The sequence below is a fragment of the Simplicispira piscis genome (assembly GCF_054783455.1).
Genome location: NZ_BAAGQN010000033.1, coordinates 39293 through 62652 on the forward strand (window position 1 = coordinate 39293; position 23360 = coordinate 62652).

The 23360-nt window shown below is 65.6% G+C and carries 19 protein-coding genes; 7 read left to right on the plus strand and 12 right to left on the minus strand.

Annotated elements, in window-relative coordinates:
• Positions 1 to 200: 200 nt before the first annotated feature.
• From ACYVOC_RS18400 to ACYVOC_RS18420, 5 genes are all read left to right on the plus strand, one after another.
• Complete coding sequence (locus tag ACYVOC_RS18400; protein WP_116006151.1) at positions 201 to 674, plus strand: YiaA/YiaB family inner membrane protein; 474 nt, start codon at positions 201 to 203, stop codon at positions 672 to 674.
• A 31-nt stretch (positions 675 to 705) separates the two neighbouring features.
• Positions 706 to 1152, plus strand: coding sequence for a hypothetical protein (locus ACYVOC_RS18405; RefSeq protein WP_461162721.1), 447 nt, complete (start codon positions 706 to 708; stop codon positions 1150 to 1152).
• An 11-nt stretch (positions 1153 to 1163) separates the two neighbouring features.
• Entirely contained in the window at positions 1164 to 1997 is an 834-nt protein-coding gene (locus tag ACYVOC_RS18410; protein WP_461162722.1) for a DUF2145 domain-containing protein, read from the plus strand.
• A gap of 74 nt (positions 1998 to 2071) precedes the next feature.
• On the plus strand, positions 2072 to 3133 hold the full coding sequence (locus ACYVOC_RS18415) for a serine endopeptidase (RefSeq protein ID WP_461162723.1): 1062 nt from the start codon (positions 2072 to 2074) through the stop codon (positions 3131 to 3133).
• A gap of 309 nt (positions 3134 to 3442) precedes the next feature.
• Positions 3443 to 4540 carry an ABC transporter substrate-binding protein gene (locus ACYVOC_RS18420; protein ID WP_461162782.1) on the plus strand — a complete coding sequence of 366 codons (1098 nt, stop codon included), beginning with the start codon at positions 3443 to 3445 and terminating at the stop codon, positions 4538 to 4540.
• A gap of 25 nt (positions 4541 to 4565) precedes the next feature.
• Here the strand turns inward: ACYVOC_RS18420 and ACYVOC_RS18425 are convergent, their stop codons facing one another.
• The 3 genes from ACYVOC_RS18425 to tgt are packed head-to-tail and all read right to left on the minus strand — an operon-like array spanning position 4566 to position 7552.
• A complete protein-coding gene (locus ACYVOC_RS18425) occupies positions 4566 to 5132 on the minus strand; it encodes a PAS and helix-turn-helix domain-containing protein (RefSeq protein WP_116004954.1) in 567 nt (188 codons plus the stop codon).
• A 36-nt stretch (positions 5133 to 5168) separates the two neighbouring features.
• Positions 5169 to 6365, minus strand: a complete 1197-nt coding sequence (locus tag ACYVOC_RS18430) for an MFS transporter (protein ID WP_461162724.1) — start codon at positions 6363 to 6365, stop codon at positions 5169 to 5171.
• Positions 6366 to 6379: 14 nt separating this feature from the next.
• Positions 6380 to 7552 (minus strand): tRNA guanosine(34) transglycosylase Tgt, encoded by a 1173-nt coding sequence (gene tgt / locus ACYVOC_RS18435; protein WP_461162725.1) that lies wholly within the window; start codon positions 7550 to 7552, stop codon positions 6380 to 6382.
• 103 nt (positions 7553 to 7655) lie between these two features.
• Between tgt and ACYVOC_RS18440 the strand changes: the two genes are divergently transcribed.
• Entirely contained in the window at positions 7656 to 8132 is a 477-nt protein-coding gene (locus tag ACYVOC_RS18440) for a universal stress protein (RefSeq protein ID WP_116006149.1), read from the plus strand.
• A gap of 223 nt (positions 8133 to 8355) precedes the next feature.
• Here ACYVOC_RS18440 and ACYVOC_RS18445 read toward each other — a convergent pair whose 3' ends face one another.
• From ACYVOC_RS18445 to ACYVOC_RS18455, 3 genes are all read right to left on the minus strand, one after another.
• Positions 8356 to 8742 carry a hypothetical protein gene (locus tag ACYVOC_RS18445; protein WP_116006148.1) on the minus strand — a complete coding sequence of 129 codons (387 nt, stop codon included), beginning with the start codon at positions 8740 to 8742 and terminating at the stop codon, positions 8356 to 8358.
• 203 nt (positions 8743 to 8945) lie between these two features.
• Positions 8946 to 10094: a phospholipase A gene (locus ACYVOC_RS18450; protein WP_116004949.1), complete on the minus strand. Its 1149-nt coding sequence runs from the start codon at positions 10092 to 10094 to the stop codon at positions 8946 to 8948.
• Between the two features lie 130 nt (positions 10095 to 10224).
• The gene (locus ACYVOC_RS18455) at positions 10225 to 12285 is read right to left on the minus strand and encodes an ATP-dependent helicase (protein ID WP_461162726.1); all 2061 of its coding nucleotides are present in this window, start codon (positions 12283 to 12285) and stop codon (positions 10225 to 10227) included.
• A gap of 162 nt (positions 12286 to 12447) precedes the next feature.
• On the opposite strand from ACYVOC_RS18455, the gene ACYVOC_RS18460 reads away from it, so the two are divergent.
• Positions 12448 to 13401: an AEC family transporter gene (locus ACYVOC_RS18460; protein ID WP_116006147.1), complete on the plus strand. Its 954-nt coding sequence runs from the start codon at positions 12448 to 12450 to the stop codon at positions 13399 to 13401.
• Between the two features lie 92 nt (positions 13402 to 13493).
• Here ACYVOC_RS18460 and ACYVOC_RS18465 read toward each other — a convergent pair whose 3' ends face one another.
• From ACYVOC_RS18465 to ACYVOC_RS18490, 6 genes are all read right to left on the minus strand, one after another.
• Positions 13494 to 15359 (minus strand): ATP-binding protein, encoded by a 1866-nt coding sequence (locus ACYVOC_RS18465; protein WP_461162727.1) that lies wholly within the window; start codon positions 15357 to 15359, stop codon positions 13494 to 13496.
• Between the two features lie 122 nt (positions 15360 to 15481).
• The gene (priA, locus tag ACYVOC_RS18470) at positions 15482 to 17626 is read right to left on the minus strand and encodes a replication restart helicase PriA (RefSeq protein WP_461162728.1); all 2145 of its coding nucleotides are present in this window, start codon (positions 17624 to 17626) and stop codon (positions 15482 to 15484) included.
• A 582-nt stretch (positions 17627 to 18208) separates the two neighbouring features.
• Entirely contained in the window at positions 18209 to 19321 is a 1113-nt protein-coding gene (gene hemE, locus ACYVOC_RS18475; protein ID WP_461162729.1) for a uroporphyrinogen decarboxylase, read from the minus strand.
• Between the two features lie 14 nt (positions 19322 to 19335).
• Complete coding sequence (locus ACYVOC_RS18480; protein WP_461162730.1) at positions 19336 to 19803, minus strand: CoA-binding protein; 468 nt, start codon at positions 19801 to 19803, stop codon at positions 19336 to 19338.
• A 713-nt stretch (positions 19804 to 20516) separates the two neighbouring features.
• On the minus strand, positions 20517 to 21509 hold the full coding sequence (locus tag ACYVOC_RS18485) for a porin (RefSeq protein WP_461162731.1): 993 nt from the start codon (positions 21507 to 21509) through the stop codon (positions 20517 to 20519).
• Between the two features lie 314 nt (positions 21510 to 21823).
• A partial coding sequence (locus ACYVOC_RS18490) for a protein-disulfide reductase DsbD family protein (protein ID WP_461162732.1) occupies positions 21824 to 23360 on the minus strand: 1537 nt, incomplete at its 5' end.

Genomic DNA, 23360 nt, shown 5'->3' on the forward strand with positions numbered 1-23360 from the left:
GACCGGCCCAAGGCATGGGTGTCGCGCAGGTGCCGACCGGCGGAGGCCTGGGGTTTTTCGGCAATGGCGGACAAAAAGTATCAAAAAACGATACCCCAATGCTTTGTATGCGCTGCTTTGGCATGCCAAAGCAGACAGCAGGGCCGACGGGCAGCACCATGCGTTCCATGTTCAACCATGGCCTCCGGGCCTCTACCGCAATGTCTTCATCTTCCCGCATCGTCCCGCGTGACAGCCGTGCCTGGCAGCTCCAGGTGTGGGTCTCCTTCGGTATCGCCGTGTTTCTGTGCGTCGTCGGTTTGGCCTGGCTGCCCGGCGAGCCGCTGGAGCAGGTGTTCATGGTGATGGGCTATGTGTTCTGCCTGTCTACCGCGTTGGTGCTGGCCAAGTTTGTGCGTGACAACGAGGGCAGCCGCCAGGGTGCGAAAGATGTGCCGATGTGGAAGCTGGTCGTCTGGGGTGGCTTTGCCGTCGCCATGGGCCTGACGGGCTGGGGCCTGCTGGGCATGGACATCAACGTGACCTACAAGGCCTTCCTCGGCGTGGGTTGGCTCTACCTCATCACCACCGCCTTCACGCTGGCCAAGATGCTGCGTGACCGCCACGAGGCCGACCTGCTGGAAGCCCGCTGGCAAGGCCGCCGCGAAGCCAGCACGGCCCACGCCACTGAATGACCCCTACAACCCTTCATCCAACGAAACTTCCATGACGACAAACATTTACAAAAAGCGGGCCTGCCTGCTGGCCGCGGCGGGCCTGGCCTGTGTCCTGGTGGCAATGCCCGCACAGGCCCAGAGCGAGGCCTCGGCTGCGCTCTCCCTGTTGCCCGTGGCGTCGGTGGTGGGCTCGGCCTCGGTTGGCGCGGTGCTGGCGCTGCCGATCGCCCTGTCGGTAGCGGGTGCAGTGCTTACCGTGAAAACGGTCGAAGCCTCCGCGACAGGCACGGTGTACCTGCTCGAACGGGCTTCGGATGGTGCACAGGTCAGTGTCGAAGTCGTGGGGCGTGGTGTGGCCGCATCGGCCCATGGCGTTGGCACGGTGGTGGCTTGCAGCGTGATCGGCACGGGTGTCGTGCTGTCGGTCGCGGGCGAGGTGCTGGCCTTTATTCCCAATGCCCTGGGCCAGGCCCTGCTGCACAACGAACATCTTTAAGGAGCCGCACCATGCTTTATCCAAACACGTGGCGGCGCACCGCCCTGGCGGTTTTCTTTATCGCAGCCGCCGTGGTGCTGGCCGCTGCACCGGCCCATGCCGGCCGCTCGTGTGAGGCGCACAAACCCACGCTGCAGCTCATCGAGCGCGGCATGCAACTGGCGCAGCAGACCGCCACCGCTCTGGATGCCGAACATGCCCGCAGCGGCGCCCAGGTGGCGGTGCTGGGCCGCGCCGGACAAGACCTGGGCAAATACGGTCTGCGCTACTCGCACCTGGGCTGGGCCTACCGCACCGCTGAAGGCCCTTGGCGCGTGGTACACAAGCTCAACGAGTGCGGCACCGCCGTGGGGCATTTGTACCGCCAGGGGCTGGGCGAGTTCTTCCTGGACGACCTTTGGCGTTACGAGGCCGTATGGGCTGTACCCACCCCCGAGGTGCAGCAGCGCCTGCTGCCTGTGCTGCAAGACCGGCTGCGCGCTCGCGCCCTGCAGCATCCGCCCTATAGCATGGTGAGCTATGTGTGGGGGCGCACATACCAGCAATCAAACCAGTGGGCGCTGGAAACCCTGGCCCTGGCCATGGAGCCTTCCAGCGTGCGCACGCGCGATCAGGCGCAGGCCTGGCTGCAGTTCAAAGGCTATGAACCCAGCGTGCTCAAGATTGGTGCCCTCACGCGGCTGGGCGGCCGCGTGGGCTCGGCCAACATCGCCTTTGACGACCATCCGAGTGACAAGCGCTTTGCCGACCGCATCGAAACGGTCACTGTGGATTCGGTGCTGGCCTGGCTGCAGCGTGCGCAGCTGGCATCGGCACCTGTCGTGCTGCGTCTGGAATCTCGATAAAAATAGCCTCTAGCGCTTAACAACAAAGCGCCTTAAGCTATCAATTCAATAGTTGATAATTTCCAGAGAACAACATGAGCAAATCCTTGCGACTGTCCGAAAAATGGTTTCGCCGCGGCCTGTGGCTGGTAGCGCTGGTGTTTGCCAGCTTCCTCATTGGCCTGGGCGGCACCGTCGTGGGTGATCTGCCCAAGGTCGAAACACCGCTGGCGCTGGACGACTTTCTGGATCGGCCTGCGGCACAGGCATTGCGCACGCAGGTGAAAGAGGCGCGCCAGGCCGAGCAGGACGCCCAGACCGCGCTGGAGCAGGCGCAATTGCAGCGCAACAAGGCGCGCAGCGAAAGCTCTGCCGAGCGGGAAACGTTCAACAACTGGCTGGCGGCCCGCAGCGTAACGCAACGGGCCGAGCACGACCCCGAGGTGCTGGCGCGCACCCGGGTCCTCGATGCACTCAAACAGGCCGAGCGCAGCACCCAGAAGATGGTGGAGCAGCAGCAGCAGGCGGCACTGGATGCGCGCCAGACCGCAGCAGCGGCGCAGCAGCGCCTGGGCCAGATGGAGTCCGGGGCCTACGACAAACTGCACGCCGAGCGCCGCAAGGTTGAGCTGCGCGTGTTCCTGTACCGCCTGGCGCTTACGCTGCCGCTGCTGGCCATTGCCGCCTGGCTGTTCGTCAAAAAGCGCAAGGGCACCTATTGGCCTTTTGTGTGGGGCTTCATCTTCTTCGCGCTGTTTGCGTTCTTCGTCGAACTGGTGCCCTACCTGCCCAGCTATGGCGGCTATGTGCGCTACGTGGTGGGTATTGGTATCACGGCGCTGGTCGGGCGCTACGCCATCCTTGCGCTCAACCGCTACCTGGAGCGGCAGAAACTGGCCGAAGCCCTGCCCGACCAGGAACGCCGCAAGGAACTGAGCTACGACGTGGCGCTGGCGCGCCTGGCCAAAAATGTGTGCCCCGGCTGCGAGCGGCCGGTAGACCTGAAAGACGGCAAGACCGATTTTTGCCCGCATTGCGGCATTGGCCTGTTTGACCACTGCGGCCAGTGCAGCACGCGCAAGAGCGCCTTTGCCAAGTTCTGCCATGCGTGTGGAACGGTGGCCAGCGGCAGACCCGGCGCGAGCGAGGTGCATTGACGTCGGGTGGGCTCTGCATGCGCCCGTTGCCAGCTCCTACGTAGAACTACGTCAACACAAGCCCCTGTAAGTAAACGTACGACTGGCGTAACGCCGGTGCGGGCTCTAGGCTCACGCTCCTTACGACAAGGAGACCCCATGAGCCGACAGACTACGCCCGGTGCACTGCATCCGACGAATCCGCCCGCTGTGCGACCCCCGAATCCAGTCCACGCATCAGCCGAGTGGCAAGGTGCGGCACAAAGTGCGGCTGATCCCGGGCTTGTGGGACGGGCGGCCCAGCGCATCGGCCTGTGGGGCGCTGCCAGCATGCTGGCCTTCGTTCTGCCGTGGTCGGCCGCCCGGGCCGATGTCGTCATTGGTCAGGTGGCCCCCCTGTCAGGCGTGCTGGCCAGTACGGGTAAACAGATGGTGCTGGGCGGCAGCATCTATTTCCGGCATATCAACGCCCAGGGTGGCGTGCATGGCCAGAAGATCGCGGTGAAAGTGCTGGACGACGGCTACAAGGTGGACGACACCGTGCGTTTGACAAGCGAGCTGTTGGCCGACCCCGAAGTGGTCGCGCTGTTTGGCTTTGCGGGCACTTCAAACATTGGCAAGCTGCTGAGCGATGGCGTGCTGGAAAAGGGCGGCGCCGCGCTGGTGGCGCCCTATACCGGCGGTGAGCCGCTGCGCAACCCCTTCAACCCCTGGATATTCCATGTGCGCGCCGGTTATGCCGACGAGACCGAGCACATGGTGCAGCAGGTGACCACGTTGGGCATGAAGCGCATTGCGGTCATGTACCAGGACGATGGTTTTGGCAAAGCGGGCCTGGAAGGTGTGCAGAAGGCGCTGGCCCGGCGCCAGCTGGAGCTGTCGGCCGCCGCGCCCTACGACCGGAATACCGATAACGTCGATGCGGCCGTGCAGCAGATCATGAAGTCCGATGCGCAGGCGATCATCATGATTGCGGTGAACAAGCCCACGTCGGCCTTCGTCAAGCGTTACCGCGAGATGGGCGGCGGCGCCCAGCTGTACAACATCTCCGTGGTAGACGCGGCCGAGATCGTCAAGCTGGCCGAGTTGAAGAACGCGCATGGCCTGGGCATCAGCCAGGTGGTGCCTTTCCCGTACCAGCCCAACTTGCCCGTGGTGCGTGAGTACCAGACCCTGCTGAAAAAATATGCGCCCGATGAACACATCAACTACACCAGTTTCGAAGAATTCCTTGGTGCCAAGGTGCTCGTCGAGGGGCTGCGTCGTGCGGGACCCGCGCCGACGCGGGCCAAGGTCATCAAAGCACTGGAGAGCCTGGGCCACTACGACCTGGGCGGGGTCTCGGTGAATTATTCGCCCGACAACCGCGTGGGTTCGCGTTATGTGGAGGTGACGGTGATCGGACGCAGCGGGCGTTTGATGAAGTAAACGCAGCCCCTGCGGCCGGGCGCCGTCAACCGGGGTGGCCCAGCAGCCGGGCAACCAGCTCGCCCGTGGTGGTGGCGTCCAGCTTGCGCATCAGGCGCGCCCGGTGGGCCTCGACGGTGCGGTGGCTGATCTCGAGCAGGCGGGCGATCTGCTTGCTGGTCGCGCCGGTCACGATATGCTGCGCGATCTCGCGTTCGCGCATCGTCAGCGCCGCGCCGACCGGGCGGCGCAGCGAAATGTCCTCGAACATCCACACGGCATGGGCAAAAGGGTCGGCCCGGTCGAGCGCACGGCCTGCCACATGGCACCAGAAAAGGGTGCCATCGGACCGGCACATGATGCGTTCGTCGCTGTAGTTGCCGGTGGCCTGCATCTCGGGCAGGCCGAGCTTGCCAATGTGGGTGAACTCGTCGAGAGAAGGGTATAGCTGGGCGAGGGAATGGCCCATGAGATCGGTCTGGGCATACCCGAAGATCTGCGCCAGCGCCTCGTTGCAGATTTCGATGGTCCGGTGGCGTGAAACGCACAGGCCCACCGGCGCCAGGTGGAAGGCCAGTTCCAGCGTTTGCTGAAGTTCGGAGGAGGAATCCATGACGCCTGATTCTGCCCCATGGACTGCTGCGCAGGGCTAGGGGGAAATGACCTGCTTGGGCTGGGTCGCTTCATCACGCAGCAATGGGCGCAGCGCCAGCAGGCCCAGTGCCGGGCCCAGCGCCAGCCACGGCAGCAGCGCGCCCAGTGCCACGATCTCCGCCAGTGACACGAACAGCAGAATGCTGGCAATCGAAATGGCAAATCCGATGCTGTTGGTGAGCGTCAGCACACTGCCCACGGCCTGTGCGGGAGCGTTGCGCGCCGTCAGGGTGGAGAGCTGGGGAGAGTCCCCGGCCACCGTGACGCCCCACAGCAGCAGCCAGCCAAAGAACAGGCTCGCGCCGGCATCCAGCATCCACGGTGTGGCCAGGCAGCACAGACCGCTGGTGGCCAGCTGCACGGCGGCCACACGCGCGCTGCCCCAACGCTGCGCCACCCATCCGCCGAAGGCACAGCCGATGGCGCCCGCACCCAGCACGGCAAAAGCCGCCCACGACAGCGCCAGGCCTTGCACCCGCGTGGCCAGCACCAGCGGCACCATCACCCACATGGTGTAGAGCTCCCACATGTGGCCAAAGTACGCCAGCACCGAGCTGCGCACCCGCGCATCGGTCCACACCGTGGCCAGGGCGCGCCACTGCAGCGTGGTCACACGCGCCTGCGCACCGGGTGCATCGGTGGTGCCCAGGAACAGCAGCAGGCCGCCCGCTGCCGCCAGCCCTGCTACGCCCAGCATCAGCGTGGGCCAGGGCAGGGCGTTGCCCAGCGCACGCAGTGCGTGGGCGCTGGCCGAGCCCAGCACCAGCGCGCCTATCAGCAGCCCCAGCGCACCCCCCAGGCCGCGCGTGTACCACTGGGCGGCGATCTTCATGCCCACCGGGTAAATCCCGGCAAGGAAGAAACCGGTGGCAAAACGCCAGACCAGCAGGGCGGAATAGTCGCGCACCATGGCCCAGGCCCCCACGGTGCAGGCTGCACCGGCCAGCGAACACAGCAGGAACACCCGGCGCGCCGAAAACCGGTCGGCAATGGCGAGCAGTGCGAAGACCAGCGTGCCCACGATGAAACCGAACTGCAGCCCCGAGGTGAGCGTGCCCACCGCCGCAGCGGGCCAGCCCAGTTCGCGCTGCAGGTCGGGCATGACGGCGTTCACGGCAAACCACAGCGAAGTCCCCGCAAACTGTGCGGTGACCAATACCGGTAGCACGTGGCGCGGGACGGGGGTTTGCACGGTGGGCTTGTCTGTCAGACGCCGCGTGCCCGGTCGGCCTTGAATTGCGCTCGGAACTCGGTGAAGCGTCCGGCGTCGAGCGCCTCTCGCACTTCGCGCATGAGGTTCAGGTAGTAGTGCAGGTTGTGCACGGTGGTGAGCATGGGGCCCAGCATTTCTCCGCAGCGGTCAAGGTGGTGCAGGTAGGCGCGACTAAAGCCGCCGCGCCCGCCCGCGTCCCACGCCACACCCGATGCGCCTGCGCAGGCGTGGCAGGTGCAACTGGTGTCCAGGGGTTGGTGGTCGGTCTTGTGGCGCGCGTTGCGGATTTTTAGATCGCCAAAGCGCGTGAACAGCGTGCCGTTGCGTGCGTTGCGGGTCGGCATCACGCAGTCGAACATGTCCACACCATCGGCGACGCCCTGCACCAGGTCTTCGGGCGTGCCCACGCCCATCAGGTAGCGGGGTTTGTGGGCGGGCAGGCGGTGGGGGGTATGCGCCATGATCTGCAGCATCTGCTCCTTGGGCTCGCCCACGCTCACGCCACCAATCGCGTAGCCGGGGAAGTCCATTTCCACCAGCGCCTCAAGCGACTCCTGGCGCAGGTGCTCGAACATGCCGCCTTGCACAATGCCGAACAGCGCGTTCGGGTTGCCCAGGCGCTCGAACTCGACCTTGGAGCGCAGTGCCCAGCGGCGGCTCATCTCCATGGACTTGCGCGCCTCGGCCTCGGTGGTCAGATGCCCCTTGGTCTCGTACGGCGTGCACTCGTCAAGCTGCATCACGATGTCGGAGTTGAGCGTGGTCTGGATCTGCATGCTCACCTCGGGCGACATGAACAGCTTGTCGCCGTTGACGGGGCTGGCAAAGGTCACGCCTTCTTCAGTGATTTTTCGCATGTCGCCCAGGCTCCAGACCTGGAATCCCCCCGAGTCGGTCAGGATGGGCTTGTGCCACTGTTCAAAGGCGTGCAGCCCGCCAAAGCTTTGCATCACGTCCTGGCCGGGGCGCATCCACAAATGGAAGGTGTTGCCCAGGATGATTTGCGCGCCCATGTCGTGCAGGCTTTGCGGCATCACGCCCTTGACGGTGCCGTAAGTGCCCACGGGCATGAAGATGGGTGTCTGGACCACGCCATGGTTGAGCGTGAGTGTGGCGCGCCGGGCGTGGCTGGAGGGGTCGGTGGTGAGAATCTGAAACTGCAGCATGGGCGCGATTGTCCCAGATGGCCGCCAGGCCGCCCACATGTGTGGCGCGGGCATGCTGGGCCGCTACACTGGTCTGAACAGAACACACAACAAAGGAATTGCCATGCCCAGAATCCTCATCGCCGTCGACGGATCGGAACTCTCGCTGGACGCCGTGCACCATGTGTTGCAACTGGTGCAGGACGGCCTGCGCGTCGATTGCGTGCTGGCCAACGTGCAGGAGCCCGCCTCGCTGTACGAACTGGTGGTCTCGCGCGACCCCGACCTGATCGTTGCAGCCAGCCTGGAGGCAGGCGAGCACCTCATGGCCTCGGCCCGTGCGCTGCTCGATGCGGCCGGGCTGGCCTACACCACCGAGATCGGGGTGGGCGACCCGGCGCACACGCTGGTGGACATCGTCGAAAGTACAGGTTGCGACCTGGTAGTGATCGGTGCGCGTGGCCAGGGTGCCATCAGCAGCGCGCTGTTGGGTTCGGTGTCGCAGGAGTTGGTGCATGCCAGTCCCGTGCCGGTGACCATCGTCAAGCATGCCGAGGTGATGGAATTGGACGACGAAGCCACCGAAGAGCCGCTGGCCTGAAAAAAAAGCCGACGCGCGTTGCGGCGGCTGGCTGGGGCTTTGGAGGTGGTCTCAGCTTTCCATGGAGCTGCGCTTCATCAGTGGCGTAAGAAACCGGCGCGGCCCAGACCAGCGGCCCCCGCGCAAGGGCCGTCCCGCCGCGCTGGGGGCGTCCCCCTTCCGCATCGCGCAGCGATGCCAGAGAAGGGGGAAGGAGCGAAGCGAGATAGGGGGGTGTTGTCCTTCACGCGGCTTTGCGCCAGGGCTCTGCCGGGCGCTGCAGCTTGCCATGGGGCAAGGTGGCCAGGCGTTTGAACATGCGGCCGCAATAGCCGCGAATCCACAGGCATTTATTCAATTCATCCACGGGCAGCGGGCCCGAGACCACGACGATGTCGTTGGCGACGTCTTGTGCGCCCGCAGCCCGCAGGCGGCGGCGCGTGTTGTTGGCCCACGACTGGATGCGCGTGGGGCTGCCATGCTGGTGCACCTCGCCGGTGTGCGCATCGAAGGCAATGGCCACGGTATCGGTCTTGAGCTTGAAGCGCCGCTCCCCCGTGACGACACTGGGCGCTTCGCGCATGTCATACAGGTAGTAGCTGCCGGCCTTGAGCTGGTATTGCATGTCCATGGTGTTGTTCCTCTTGGCTGCATTGTCGAGCGTGTGCCGCATCGCCAATGGCGGGGAAAACGGTGTGAAACAGGCTCTTTTCAGGAGCGCGCCACAATGCAGGTGATGCCGCAAGTGGTGCGGCTGCCATTGTGGCGGCTGCCTGAGACCGATTCAAGAAACAGCGCAGGTATTGCGTAACGGGATGTTGTCCCGGCAGAGCCTCAGAAATCGACCAGGCTCAATCCCACCGTGAACACGGTGCGCTTGCGGTTGTAGTCGATCATGCTGTCGCCGTAGCCCGAGAACAGCTGGGTGTGCAGCCGCAGATTGCTTTTGCCCCCACCGAGGGCGGTGCCCAGGGTCTGCATCCATTCAATTCGTGCCGAGCCGCGCGAATTGCTTTTCAGCGCGCTGCGTACCGTCAGGCCCAAGGTATTGCCCTGGTCCATGTTCCAGAACGCTGACAGTTCGCCGCGACCGACGAAGTCGCTGATGCCCGGGTTGTCGTCGCTGGTCGTGCTCTCGCCAATGCGCTTCCACAGCCGGGCGTTGACCGTCCACCGGTTGTCCAGTTCCATGCCGGTCATCAGGTAGGCGCGGTTCCAGCTGCGCGACAGGGGCAGGCTTTGCCCGTTGGACTGGTGTGCCACGCCGATGCCGCTGAAGCGCCAGCGCCAGCCCCAGGGCAACTGCGCGTCTGTGGGGTAAACGTACATCACCTCAGGCTCGTGGTCGGTGGTGCGGAACGGGCGCGAAATCTGGGGCGAGAACAGCTGCCAGTACGACTGCTGCGTGTAGCCAAACCACAGCGAATCCTTGCGCGTGGGGTGGCCCTGGGTAAGCAGGCCCTGGGCGATTTTGGTGCGCACGGAGAGCTGCAGGCGCGCCTCGGTGCGGCGGAAAGGTGTGGACTCCTGCGCCGTATGGTCGGCCGAAGGCGAACCGGGCTGGCGGTTCACATTGCTGGCCGCCACCACAGAGGCGGTGATGGGCCGGTAGCCGCGAAAACTGAAGGTGCCGCAGTCGCTGCCCGACTCCAGCTCCCAGAAGCGCGAGAGGGTGCTGTACTGCGGGTCGCGGCAACCGGCAGTCTGCGCCACCTCGATGATGCGCGTCGCCGGCAAGGTGGTGTCTACCAGTGAGGGAGCTGCTGGCGGGTCGTCCTGGGCCGCCGATGCCGCAGGTGCCTGCCAGGCCTGCTGGCCTGCCCACTGGTCAAAGCAGGCCAGGCGGGCAGCACTGTCGCTGGTCGCGGCGCAGCGCTGCCATGCCGCGCTGGGTACCTGTGCCTGTGCGGCCGGGTTGGCCAGCAGGGCGACCAGTGCCAGTGCCACGGGGGAGGCTTTCAAGGGGTAAGCAAGAGAAGGCATGGGCAGAGTCTTTCGCACGGGTAGAAAAAATTTCAATAAAAATGGCTTTTAACGCTTTATAGGTAAGCGTTACAAGCTACAAAATAGAGAGCGAATTGCGCCTGCGATTCAAGCCACATGGGGTGGCCTTCTATGTTTGGAGCGCCTGGGCTTTGCGCGCAAATTCGGCGCGCAAAGCCTTGAGTTTTTCACGCGGGTCCTCGCGCGCAGTGGTCTTGTCGAGCGCCATTTCCGCAATGAAGCGGCTGGGCTGCGCCGCCACCATCTCGCGGCCCTTTTTGCGCTTCTTGGTCCAGCTCACGGCCAGCGTGCGCTGGGCGCGGGTGATGCCCACGTACATCAATCGGCGCTCTTCCTGCAGGCGGGACAGCGTTTCGTCGCTGACCTTGAGTTGCTTGCCCCCATCGTCGTCCAGCTTGAAAGGCAGCATGCCCTCCGTGACCCCGGCCAGGATGACGTGCGGCCACTCCAGGCCCTTGGAGGCGTGCAGGGTCGAGAGCGTGACCACGTCCTGGTCCTTCTCGCGGTCCGACAAGGTAGAGAGCAGTGCGATGGTCTGCGCCACTTCCAGCAGGCTTTTGGACTCGCTGGCGACCACGCTGCCCGCCGTGTCGTCGATCTGGCCCCCGGCGCGCTGCGCCATCCAGTCGCAAAACTCCAGCACGTTGGTCCAGCGCGCGGCAGCGACCTTTTCGCTGTCTTCGCCGTCGTAGAGGTGTTTTTCGTAATCGATCTCTTTCAGCCAGTCGCAGAGAAAGGTTCGGGCGTTTTCCGCGCCCATGGTGTGCCGCGCCCGGTATTCCAGGTCGTTCACGTAGCGGCCAAATTCGTGCAGGCTCTCAAGCGCGCGGCGCGGCAGGGCGGCGGGGAGCATGGGCGAGAACAGGGCAGCGAACAGGCTTTGCTTGTGCTGCGTGGCGAAAGCGCCCAATGCCCCCAGCGTGGTGTGGCCAATGCCGCGCTTCGGCGCGGTAATCGCCCGCAGGAAGGCTGGGTCGTCGTCCTGGTTGATCCACAGCCGAAACCAGGCGCACAGGTCGCGGATTTCTGCGCGGTCAAAAAAGCTGGTGCCGCCCGACACCTTGTACGGAATGTTGGCGCGACGCAGGGCCTTCTCGAACGGTTTGGCCTGGTGGTTGGCGCGGTAGAGGATGGCAAAGCTCTTCCAATCCGGCGGCGGGTTGGCGGCGGCACGCAGGCTCTGGATGCGGGCCACGGCGCGGTCGGCCTCGTGCTCTTCGCTGTCGGCATCGACCACGCGCACCGGCTCGCCCTCGCCCAGTTCACTGAACAGCGTTTTGGGGAAAAGCTTGGGGTTGGGGCCGATGACGTTGTTGGCGGCGCGCAGGATGGCGGAAGTCGAACGGTAGTTCTGCTCCAGCTTCACGATCTGCAGTTGGGGATAGTCGAGCGGCAATTTTTTCAGGTTGTCCAGCGTCGCGCCGCGCCAGCCGTAGATGCTTTGGTCATCGTCGCCCACGGCAGTGAAGTGGCCTTGTTCGCCCACCAGGAGTTTCAGCAACTCGTACTGCGTGGCGTTGGTGTCTTGGTATTCGTCCACCAGCACATGGCCGAGCTGGCGCTGCCATTTCTCGCGCACCGCGGGGAAGTCGCGCAAGAGTTTGAGCGGCAGGCCGATCAGGTCATCAAAATCCACGCTCTGGTAGGCCGTCAAACGCTCTTCGTAGCGTTGCATCAGCACGGCAATGCTGCGCTCATGGTCGTCCTTGGCCTGCGCCAGGGCCTGCGCGCCAGTGAGGCCCATGTTCTTCCACAGGCTGATGGTCCATTGCCATTGGCGTGCGGTGGCGGCATCGGTGGTGCCACCGGCAGCATCTTTCAGGATGCTGGTGACGTCGTCGCTGTCCATGATGCTGAACTGGGGTTTGAGGCCCAGGAGCTTGCCGTCCTCGCGCACCAGGCGCACGCCCAGCGAGTGGAAGGTGCAGATCAGCACGTCTTTGGCCTGCCGCCCGATGAGGCTCTTGGCGCGCTCGCGCATCTCGGCGGCGGCCTTGTTGGTGAAGGTGATCGCGGCGATGGCCTTGGGCTCCATGCCGCGCTCGATCATGTGTGCAATCTTGTGCGTGATCACCCGCGTCTTGCCCGAGCCCGCGCCGGCCAGCACCAGGCAAGGGCCCTCGGTGTAATGCACGGCGCGCAGTTGGGCAAGGTTGAGACCAGAAGACATGGGGGAGGTGGAGCGAACGGAAACCGCGCAGGCGGGCGTCCAGGCAGAGAGGGTCGGGCGGCAATGATACCGGCGCAGCATTTTGCATGGCGCCAAGGGGTCATGGCGGGGCCGCCAGTTTCTTGCAAGCGCGCCGCTGCTGCAGCCCCCACAATAGCGCCCGTGCTGTCTGTCCTGCTGATTACCTTCCCCTTCTTTGCGCTGGTGCTGTGCGGCTATCTGGCCGCGCGCGGCGGCATTTTGCCGCAACCGGCCATTCCGGGGCTCAATGCCTTCGTGCTGTATTTCGCGCTGCCGTGCATGCTGTACCGGTTTGGTGCCACCACGCCCATTGGGCAGCTCCTGGACCCGGCGGTAGCCGGCGTGTATCTGCTGTGCGCGTCGGTGATGGTGGCGGGCACGGTGCTGGCTACGCGCGGGCCGCGCATCGGCTGGAACGACGCCGCCTTCGGCGCCCTGGTGGCGGCATTCCCGAACACGGGGTTCATGGGGGTGCCGCTGCTCGTCGCTCTGCTGGGCGCGCAAAGTGCGGGTCCGGCCATCGTCACCATCGTGGTGGACATGGTGTTCACCAGTTCGCTGTGCATCGCGCTCTCGCGCCTCGATGGTGCGGGCTCCCACGGCGTGGGTGTCGCACTGCGCAATGCCTTCCGGGGCATGGCGACCAACCCCATGCCCTGGTCGATTGCGTTGGGTGCGCTGGCGTCCGCCCTTCAGTTCACCTTGCCCGGGCCGGTCGATAAAACCGTGGCCATGCTGGCCGATGCTGCCTCGCCAGTGGCTCTGTTCACCATTGGTGCCGTGCTGGCGCGCTCGCAGATGAACCAGCACGAGCGCGTGCTGGTGCGCGACTACGTGCCCGTGGCGCTGGCCAAGCTGCTGGTGCACCCGCTGCTGGTGTGGGGGGTGGGCCGCGCGGCCATGGCGCTGGGGGTGCCGCTGGACCCGTTTGCCTTCACCGTGCTGGTGCTGCTGGCCGCGCTGCCCAGTGCCAGCAATGTGTCGTTGCTGGCAGAGCGCTTTGGCGCGCACAACGGACGCATCGCGCGCATCATTCTGGTGTCCACAGCGCTGGCGTTCCTGAGCTTCTCTGCAGCGGTGGCGCTGCTGACCTGAGCGCGTGTTTTTGCGCCGCCCTACACGCGGTTTGGGTTTTGTGGCTGCTAACGCTGTGTGCATAGGCGCCACGCATCAAAAAGATTGAAATATCAGCCGGTGGTACGGGGCCGTATCCATCGATCCACCATGGCTTGCAGCTGCGCAAAGTTCACTGGCTTGGCGAGGAAGTCATCCATTCCGGCGCTCTGGCAGCGCTCGCGGTCTTCGGCGTAGGCGTTTGCGGTCAGCGCGATGATGGGCACGCGCGCATGGTTTTGTGTTTTTTCCTTGGCACGGATGTGCTGCGTGGCGGCCAGGCCGTCAAGCACGGGCATCTGCATATCCATGAAAACCAGTGCTGGCGGCGTGCCGTTGCACTGCAGCCGCTCCAGTTGTTGCGCGGCCTGTTGACCGTCTTCGGCGACCACGGCGGTCAGGCCTATGCGCTCGAGCATGGCGGTGATCACGACGCGGTTGATGGCGTTGTCTTCCGCCACCAGCACCATCGCGCCTTGGGTGGTCGGCGGCGGCAACATGCCCTGTGGGCTTGCGGGCACCAGCACGGCTGTGGGCGCCGCAGCAAAGCCCACCTGTACACGGAACCAGAAACGTGCGCCCTGGGCCGGCTGGCTTTGCACCCCGGCGTCGCCGCCCATCAGGCGCGCCAGGCGGCGCACGATGGACAAGCCCAGGCCGCTGCCGCCGTATTCGCGCGTGATGGAGTTGTCAGCCTGCGAGAACGGCATGAAAAGCCGCGCGCTCTGCTCTTGTGACAGGCCGATGCCGGTGTCGGTGACGGAAAATTCCAGCACGGCACCGACTCCGGTCTGCGCTAACTCACGCGCCTCAATGCGCACCTCGCCTTGGGGCGTGAACTTGATCGCATTGCCGACCAGGTTCGACAACATCTGGCGCAGCCGCATGGCGTCTGCGGTGTAACGGGCGTCTTGTGGGCCGATCCAGCCTGAGAGCAGGCGCAGGCCTTGGTTGCGCGCGCATTCGGCGAACAGGCTCTCGATTTCGCGGATCAACTGATGAGGCTCGAAAGACACGGGTGCCAGCTCAAACTTGCCGGCTTCGACTTTGGAAATGTCCAGGATGTCGTTGAGCAGTGTCAGCAGGGTTTGACCCGACTGCACGATGACCAGCGCCGCTTCTTGTCGCGCCGATGAGTCCATGGTGGGCTGTTGCAGCATTTGCGCCATGCCCAGAATGCCGTTCATGGGCGTGCGAATCTCGTGGCTCATGGTGGCCAGGAAGCGGCTCTTGGCCTCGTTGTCGGCATCGGCACGGTCGCGCGCCTGCGCCAGATCCCGTTGCAGCCGCTCGCTGACGGTGAGCGCGATGGCAATGGGGATCCAGACGTTGTACAGAATGCACCAGAGATAGGGCGCGGCGTACAGAGGGCTTGATGCAAAGATCGACTTCGGTTCGGTCGGGTTGTATGCGGCATAGACCAACCGCCAAATAAAAACGCCCGCGCCGCCCCCAAACACCAGCAGCATCAGCCGGTTGACCCATTGCAGGCGTCCTGGTTTGCGCGTTTGTTCATTGCGCCAAACGGCCCACGCTGATGCGATCAGGGGTATCGCCAATAACAAGGCAATCACCACTACGCGCGCCGAAAAGCTGGGTTGCACATAGGTGGCCCACAGCAGCGACGGCACGCTGATACATGCGACCGCCCATGGCAGCCAGCGCGGCTGCGGCTGGCCCAGCAGCCCGCGCAGGGCCAAGAACAGCACGCCGCCGCCTGCACACAGCAGCGTATTGCCAGCGATGAGGGATGCGATGCCTGACGTCGGCGTGCCCCAGGCGTGTAACGCGCTGCCGAGCAGGCACAGCACGGCACCCAGCGTCCAGTCGCGCAGGTGAGTCTCTTTGGGGTGTACGCGCGCCATGACCATGGTGGTCAGCGCAAACACCATCCAGGCCATGGCTTGGAGCACAGAGAGAGTCCGGATATCGAATTCCATGCGGTCAATAGTATTCGGTCAACGCTGGCGTTGCGGGTGCAGCGGGCGACCAAGCGGGTGAATCGCTTGTAATTCAATAGCTGTCCGCGCTTATTCGGCAAGCGCTTAAGACCCAAAATCTATCAAATCGCCAGCGGATCCACATCCACCAGCCAGCGGATCAGCCCCTTGTGCTCGGGCTGGCCCCGCGTGGCCTGCAGCACCGGCTGCCATGCGGTCAGAAAGCGCTGCAGCGCGGTGCGGCTGCTGCCCTCGACAAGCATCTGGGCGCGCTCTACCTGGGCCACGCGCTGGATGGTGAGCGGCACCGGGGGGTAGAGCGTGACCTGGTCCAACCCTGGCAGGCTGTGGGCGTGCGCGGCGCTGCTCGCTGCGGCGAGGAAGCCCTGGGCCACCTCCTGCGTGCGCGCATCGGCGCGCACCAGGGCCTGGAAGGCAAACGGCGGCATGGCGGCCTCCTCGCGTTCCTTGAGCTGCTGCGCGGCAAAAGCCGGGTAGTCGTGCGTGCGCAGGGCCTCGAACACGGCGTGCTGCGGGTGAAAGCTTTGCACCCACATTTCGCACTGCGTTCCCTGCGCTGCCATATAGGCCGCGTCGCGCCCGGCCCGGCCTGCCGCCTGCATGAGCAAGGCCAGCAGGCGCTCGGGCGCGCGAAAGTCGCTGGAGAACAGGGCGCCGTCGGGCTGCACCGCGGCCACCAGGGTGATGCGGCGAAAGTCGTGGCCCTTGGCGATCATTTGCGTACCCACCAGCACATCGACCTCGCCCGCGTGCACCTGGGCCAGCTGGCTTTGCAGGGCACCCTTGGCGCGGGTGCTGTCGGCGTCGATGCGCGCCACGCGCACGGGGCCGCCGTCCGGGCGCTGCACGTGGGCCATCAGGGCGGCCAGTTGTTCTTCGAGCTGCTCGGTGCCCCGGCCCAGGGCCACGATGTCGGGGCTGCCACAGCCGGGGCAGGCGTGCGGCACGCGCACGGCAAAGCCGCAGTGGTGGCAGCGCAGGCTGCGGTCGATCTTGTGGAACACCTGGTGTGCGCTGCAGTGCGGGCAGTCGCTTTTCCAGCCGCAATCCTGGCAGTGCAGCACCGGGGCATAGCCCCGGCGGTTGAGCAGCACCATGCACTGCTCGCCACGCGCGATGCGCTGCGTCATGGCGGCCAGCAGCGGGGCCGAGAACACGGTGCGCCGGGGCTGGTGGTTCATGTCCACGCGGCGCACGCGGGGCAACTGCGCGGCGCCAATGCGGCTGGGCATGGCCAGCCGCTGGTAGCGACCGCCCTCGGGGTCATCCGCGCTGGGCGGGCGGCTGGCATGCCAGCTCTCCAGCGAGGGCGTGGCCGAGCCGAGGAGGACCTTGGCGCCCTGTTCGCGCCCGCGCCACACCGCCAGGTCGCGCGCCGAGTAGCGGGCGCCTTCCTGCTGCTTGTAGCTGGGGTCGTGCTCCTCGTCCACGACGATCAGGCCCAGGCCTGGCAGCGATGCAAACACCGCCATGCGCGTGCCCAACACAATGCGTGCCTGCCCGCTGTGCGCCGCCAGCCAGCTTTTGAGGCGCTGCGGGTTCGTCATGCCGCTGTGCAGCGAGACGACGCTGCCAGCGCCAAAGCGGGCCACAAAACGCTCTTCCAGTTGCGGCGTGAGGTTGATCTCAGGCACCATCACCAGCGCCTGGGCGGTGGGGCTGCGCGCCAGCAGGTCCTGCACGCAGCGCAGATAGACCTCGGTCTTGCCGCTGCCGGTGCTGCCAAACAGCAGGAACGGGCCTTTTTTAGCATCAATTTCGGCTCTAGCGCTTTCCTGTTCTGCGCTGAGCGCTATCAAAGGCGTAGCGTTGAAGGTGTCGCCCTGTGTGCTGGCGCGGCGCAGGCGGCGTGCCAGCTGTTCGGGCTGCAGGTCGCGCAGTTGCGGGGGCAGTGCGGCCAGGGCCACCTCGCCCAGGCTGCGCTGGTAGTAGCGCGCCGCAAAAGCCACCAGACGGCGCCAGGGGGCGTTCAGCGGGGCCAGGCCTTCCAGCACCCCAGCCACGGCGCGCAACTGGTGGGGGGATGTGCCCGGGGCATTGGCCGGTGTGTCCCACACCACACCCAGCACCTCGCGCCGGCCCAGGGGTATCCGCACCAGCGTGCCGGGAGCAAGCGGTTGTGTGCTGGTGTAGTCGAGCAGGTCGTCCACGCCGCTGTGCGACGGGGTGTTGACGGCCACCTGCACGGTGTAGGTGAGGGCGGTCACGGAGGGGCGATCAGGGCAAATGCCTTGATTTTCAGGCATTTGCACAGGCCGGGCCGCATTCTGTGGATAACTTTGTTGACATCCTGTCCGCCAGGCCGTATGGAGCTTGGCCGCGTTGTACCGGTGCTAGAAGCAGAAAATTGCTGCGGTGCAAAAAATACCTTTTGAATCAATGGCTTGCTACGACAGCATGCGCTTTGCAGGGCATGGGGTGGGTCGCAGCAATGCCGCTCTCCCAGAAATGTGCACAAGTCAAGTGTCCGTGGCGCGTCAGCGGGCGGCGGTGGATCGCAATAGCGTCAATCGGGGTGTCCAGTTCACTCATTTTTTTGCATTTCGGCCGCAAGTGCTTGTGGCGACAAGGGTTTTTGGAGTCATCCCACTTTTCTGTGGATAACTTTGTTGATATCCCGTTGGTGGGTCGCGCAAGCCCTTGTGCCGTCGTGCTTTGGTCGCTTTGCCTGCCAAAAAGGCATTGCCTTTGCCGCCTTATGAATCAACCACTTACGTTGATGCCATGGATTGGCTGCCACTTTGCACGCATGCGGCCAGGAGAACCGGCCGCAGTGCCCGCTGGGCCGTCCGTGTGCATAAGTGGCGCCGCGCGGGCGACGTCCAGGCTCAACGCTGGCGCTGCGCGCGCGAATAGCTGTGCACGGCTTCGACCAGCGCGGTCACATGCTCGGGCGGGGTGAACTGGCTGATGCCGTGGCCCAGGTTGAAGATGTGCGTCGGGCCGGTCGTCGTGCGGTCGGTGTGGGGCTTGCCAAAGCTGTCGAGCACGGCGTGCACCTGGCTCGCAATCTGCGCGGGCGGGGCGAACAGCACGTTCGGGTCGATATTGCCCTGCAGCGCCTTGCCGGGGCCACCCACCTGGCCACCCACGATGGCGCGCGCCTTGCCCAGGTTGGCCGTCCAGTCCAGGCCCAGCACCTCGCAGTCGATGTCCTTCATGTCTTCGAGCCAGATACCGCCGCCCTTGGTGAAGACGATGCGCGGCACATCCTGGCCATCGACGCCGGTGCGCTTGAGCTGCGCCAGCACGCGGCGGGTGTATTCCAGGCTGAACTGCTGGAACGCGCCATCGGCCAGCACGCCGCCCCAGCTGTCGAACACCATCACGGCCTGGGCGCCAGCGTCGATCTGGGCGTTCAGGTACTGCGCCACGGCGTTGGCGTTCACGGCCAGGATGCGGTGCATCAGGTCGGGGCGGCTGTACATCAGGCTTTTGACGAGGCGGTAGTCGTCGCTGCCCTTGCCTTCGACCATGTAGCAGGCCAGCGTCCAGGGGCTGCCCGAGAAGCCGATCAGCGGCACGCGGCCATTCAATGCCTTGCGGATGCTGGTGACGGCGTCGAACACATAGCGCAGCTTGTCCATGTCGGGTACGGCGAGTTCGGCCACAGCGGCTTCGTCGCGCACCTGCTTGGCAAAGCGCGGGCCTTCACCCTCGGCGAATGTCAGGCCCAGGCCCATGGCGTCAGGCACGGTCAGGATGTCGCTGAACAAAATGGCGGCGTCGAGCGGGAAGCGGTCGAGCGGCTGCAAGGTCACTTCCGTGGCGTAGTCCACGTTGGTGGCCAGGCCCATGAAGCTGCCGGCGCGCGCGCGCGTGGCCTTGTATTCGGGCAGGTAGCGGCCCGCCTGGCGCATCAGCCACAGGGGGGTGTAGTCGGTGGCCTGGCGCCGGCAGGCGCGCAGGAAGGTGTCATTGGTCAGGGGGGCGTAACTCATCCCCCGATTGTCGCCTAGCTCGCCGGGCGTCCCTGTGCGGCTCCGTCCAGGGCGTTGAGTCGCTGGTGTTCCACCAGGGTGCATTTGTCCTGCACCACAGCCAAGCCGGCGGCGCGGGCGTGCTCGCAGGCAGCGTCGTGGTGCACGCCCAACTGCAGCCACAGGCCCCGCGCGCCGATGGCAATGGCCTCGTCGGCAATGACCGGTACCTCGTCGCTCTGGCGGAAAACGTCCACCAGGTCGATCTGCACATGCCGGGCGGCCTCGGTCAGCGAAGGCCAGCAGCGTTCACCCAAAATTTCTGTGGCCAGCGGGTTCACCGGCACGATGCGGTAGCCCTGCTGCTGCAGGTACAGCGCCACATGGTGGCTGTCGCGGTGCGCCTTGGGCGAGAGGCCCACCACGGCAATGGAGCGGCACTCGCGCAGCAGGGTGGTGATGGCTGCGTCGGTGTCGACGTTGGGAGGTAAGGGGGTTGTCATTGGCTGGGTTATAGCGCAGTGCAGACACCGTCGCCCCTCCATGGTTGGCACAGGCGTGTGGTTCCACGCGGAAGGGGGGGCAAAATTTTGCATTAGCGGCCATTCCAACGCGGGCACAAACCCGCATGTCCGCAAGCACAATGACCCAGAAAGCGCAGGAGGGCCTTCAAAAATTGCGCCCAGCCCGCTGTCAACGACAAAAAGCAAGAAGGCGCCATGGGGCCGGAGCCCTCTGTTGGCGACCGCCATTGAAACGGCCACAAGGCCCGTCGTTTCCTCGCTGCAATGCCCCTGTGCGATCGCCTTCCAGAATGGCCATCGCCTTGCACGCGGCAACACGGGCGGTCGCCCCGTGCGCTGCGCTTTGGTCATGCCCATGTCATGCGCCGGGCACACAATAGCGCCAGCAACGCCGTGTGAGCAGGTCAAACCCTTTGTTGAGGGTGACAAGGGCGCCCGGTGTGTGCGAGGGACTTCATTGCGAGCGACCGGGAAAAGAGCTGCTTCATTGGCGGCTCTTTTTTTTGCCGCCGGGTCGCCCCAAGGCAAAAAACGGCCCCTTGGTGGGTAGCGCACCGCGCACCGCGCACCGCGTGGGAGCGTGTGGGGGGGGCCTGAAAAGTGCTAACGCCGCGCAAGGCGCGGCGTTAGCTAAAGCTTGCCGCCCCCGCAGGCAACGGCAGGAAGAGGTCGGCGGCATGCGCCGCCGCGGGTCAGAACTTGTGCACCAGGCCCAGGCCGAAGGTGTTGGAGCCGGTCGTGCCCTTGACCGCCTTGCCGGCGCTGTCGAGGCCGCCGTAGCCCGCGTAGAGCATGGTGCGCTTGGACAGGTAGTAGTTGGCGAACAGCTCGTAGGCCGTGGCGTCTTCGCGGGCGGGGTTGGGGTTGTCCGTCACGCGGGCCACCTGCGCGCCCAGTACCCAGGCCCCCAGCGGCATGGCCACACCCAGGCCAAAGCCCTTGCCGGTGCTCCTGGATTCGTCCTGCGTGTACAGCGCGCTGACCAGGAAGGACTGGAAGTCGTAGCGCGCGCCCAGGGCATAGCCGGTGCGGTTGTTGGCGCCTTCGGCCAGCTTGCTCTGCACCACGGCGCCCAGGTTCAGCGGGCCGCTCTTGTAGCTGGCAGCCAACTGGTACGAGCCCTTGCGCGTGTCGGCAGCGCCGGCGGCGGGGGCGGCCTTGTCTTCCTTCATGATCACCGATGCACGCGCCTGGAAGCCGCTCAGATTGGGCGAGGTGTACATGAACTGGCTGTTGGCGCGGTTGCCGCCCAGCGAACCGTCGGCGTCCAGGCCGAGGTTCTTCAGCGCCGAGGTGTTGTTGGCCGTGCCGTTGAGGTCGAACATGCCCATGGTGCGGTTCTGCGCCGTGGTCATGCGGCCCATGGCGAACTCGCCAAAGCCGCCGCCGACGGCCAGCCAGGCCGCGCGGTTCCAGGCGCCTGCCGCGCCGCCCGTCAGGGCGCCGTCTTCAATGTTGATGCCTTGTTCGAAGTTGAAGGACGCCTTCAGGCCGCCACCCAGGTCTTCCACGCCGCGTACGCCCAGCATGGAGGTTTCCTTGTAGTTGCTGATCATTTGCGACTTGCCGCCAAAGGGCTTGCCCAGTGCGGCGTCGGCGCGCCCGTACAGGGTGACATTGGATTGGGCCGCGGCGATGCCCGCAAATGTGCCGAGCACGGCCAGGGCGATCAGGGATTTTTTCATGGGAACAATTCCGATAGTTGTTGAAAAGGTCAGGGATGACCTGCACAACTCCCTGCGGTCTGCGATAGCGCGGCCTCGGGCGGTCCACTGCGTTGCTTTTCTTGCCAATAGCCGAGCTATTGGCCGCAAAAAGACGCCTTGTGGCCCATCCCGATCCGCACTACCACCGACTCGCGAGGGTTGTGCAGGTCACCCCAAGCCCAACAGGGCCTTCGTACAGAAGGCGCCGATGGCTTCCTGCCATTGCAACAACCGGATGTGACAGCCTGACTACATGACCCCACGAAGGCCTGCGGAAATCGGCCGGGACTCTTTCAGAGCATGGCCAGCGCGGCCCGCAGTTCCGACACGCTGAGGATCTCGCTCATCACCACGGGCGCGCGGCCGGGGGCCAGCAGCACGTACACCGGCACGCCGTTGCGGCCCAGCTGGGCCAGCGCGGTGGTGATGGCGCTGTCGCGCCGCGTCCAGTCGGCGCGCAGCAGCGTCACGCCGCGCTTGTCAAAGTCGGCCAGCACGCCAGCGTCCTGCAGGGCGTTGCGCTTGTTGTACTGGCAGGTCACGCACCAGGCGGCGGTGAAGTCCACGAACACCGGCTTGCCTTGCGCCGTCAGTTCCTGCACACGCTGGGCCGACCAGGGTTGCCACAGCGCACCGGGGGCGCTGCCCACGCCCGCCACGGGGGCCGGTGCCTCCATGGGTTGGAGCACATTCGGGCCGATGGTGCCCGCCAACCATGCGCTAAATGCTATCAAAACAGAAGCAATAACGATGCGCGTGCGGCCCCGTAGCGTCAGTGCCCACACCACGCTGCTGCCCGCCACCAGCAGCGCCAGCAGGGCGCCGGCGCCATCGATGCCGCTTTGCTGGCCCAGCACCCACACCAACCACACCACGGTGGCAAACATGGGGAAGGCCATGGCACGGCGGAAGGTGTCCATCCACGCGCCGGGGCGCGGCAGCCAGCCCACCACGGCAGGAACCCAGGCGGCCAGCAGGTAGGGCAGGGCCATGCCGACGCCCAGCGCGGCAAACACGGCCAGCGCCTGCGGCGCGGGCATGTCGATGGCAAAACCCAGGGCCGCGCCCATGAAGGGCGCCGTGCACGGCGAGGCGATGGCCACGGCCAGCACGCCGGTCAAAAAGGCATCGCCCGCCGGGTGGCGCGCCTGCAGCGTGGCCAGGCGCCCGGGCACGAACTGGCCGAACTCGAACACGCCTGCCAGGTTCAGCCCGATCAGCGTAAAGAGCAGCGCCAGCACCGCCACCACGGCGGGCGACTGGAGCTGAAAGCCCCAGCCCAGTTGCTCGCCCGCCGCGCGCAGGGCCAGCAGCAGGCCGCCCAGCGCCATGAAGGACAGCACCACGCCAGCGGTGTAGGCCACGCCGCCCAGGCGCTGCGCGCGCTGGTGGTTGCCATGCCGGGCAAAGCCCATCACCTTGATGGCCAGCACCGGGAAGACGCAGGGCATGAGATTGAGCAGCAACCCGCCAATCAGGCCGCCCAGCAGGGCCGTGAGCAGCGCACCGCCGGATGCAGCAGAGGGTTGCGGGGTGTTTTGGTTGGCCGCCAGGGCCGCGGCCAGCGCGGGGGACACGCCCGTGAGCGGCGCCGCACGGCTCCATTGCCCCTCGACGGCGGCCACGGTATGCCAGCCCTGGGGCGCGTCGCCCGCACTGCGGCCCTCGGGGGCCAGCACCAGCGGCAGTTGTGCTGGGCTGGCGCCGCGTTCGGGCGAAAGCGGCAGGCTGGCCGTCCAGGTGTCGCCCTGCCAGACCTGCGTCCAGTCCTGGCCGGGCACGGCGGCGGGCACCAGCACGGCTGGGGTTTCGGCAAACACTTCGAGCGGC

Coding starts and splice junctions, on each gene's coding strand:
- ACYVOC_RS18400 (WP_116006151.1), top strand. CDS start 201: ATGTCTTCATCTTCCCGCATCGTCCCGCGTGACAGCCGTGCCTGGCAG.
- hemE (WP_461162729.1), bottom strand. CDS start 19,321: ATGAGTTACGCCCCCCTGACCAATGACACCTTCCTGCGCGCCTGCCGG.
- ACYVOC_RS18405 (WP_461162721.1), top strand. CDS start 706: ATGACGACAAACATTTACAAAAAGCGGGCCTGCCTGCTGGCCGCGGCG.
- ACYVOC_RS18425 (WP_116004954.1), bottom strand. CDS start 5,132: ATGGATTCCTCCTCCGAACTTCAGCAAACGCTGGAACTGGCCTTCCAC.
- ACYVOC_RS18450 (WP_116004949.1), bottom strand. CDS start 10,094: ATGCCTTCTCTTGCTTACCCCTTGAAAGCCTCCCCCGTGGCACTGGCA.
- ACYVOC_RS18410 (WP_461162722.1), top strand. CDS start 1,164: ATGCTTTATCCAAACACGTGGCGGCGCACCGCCCTGGCGGTTTTCTTT.
- ACYVOC_RS18420 (WP_461162782.1), top strand. CDS start 3,443: ATGCTGGCCTTCGTTCTGCCGTGGTCGGCCGCCCGGGCCGATGTCGTC.
- ACYVOC_RS18455 (WP_461162726.1), bottom strand. CDS start 12,285: ATGTCTTCTGGTCTCAACCTTGCCCAACTGCGCGCCGTGCATTACACC.
- ACYVOC_RS18480 (WP_461162730.1), bottom strand. CDS start 19,803: ATGACAACCCCCTTACCTCCCAACGTCGACACCGACGCAGCCATCACC.
- ACYVOC_RS18465 (WP_461162727.1), bottom strand. CDS start 15,359: ATGGAATTCGATATCCGGACTCTCTCTGTGCTCCAAGCCATGGCCTGG.
- ACYVOC_RS18485 (WP_461162731.1), bottom strand. CDS start 21,509: ATGAAAAAATCCCTGATCGCCCTGGCCGTGCTCGGCACATTTGCGGGC.
- ACYVOC_RS18440 (WP_116006149.1), top strand. CDS start 7,656: ATGCCCAGAATCCTCATCGCCGTCGACGGATCGGAACTCTCGCTGGAC.
- ACYVOC_RS18415 (WP_461162723.1), top strand. CDS start 2,072: ATGAGCAAATCCTTGCGACTGTCCGAAAAATGGTTTCGCCGCGGCCTG.
- tgt (WP_461162725.1), bottom strand. CDS start 7,552: ATGCTGCAGTTTCAGATTCTCACCACCGACCCCTCCAGCCACGCCCGG.
- ACYVOC_RS18445 (WP_116006148.1), bottom strand. CDS start 8,742: ATGGACATGCAATACCAGCTCAAGGCCGGCAGCTACTACCTGTATGAC.
- priA (WP_461162728.1), bottom strand. CDS start 17,626: ATGCCTGAAAATCAAGGCATTTGCCCTGATCGCCCCTCCGTGACCGCC.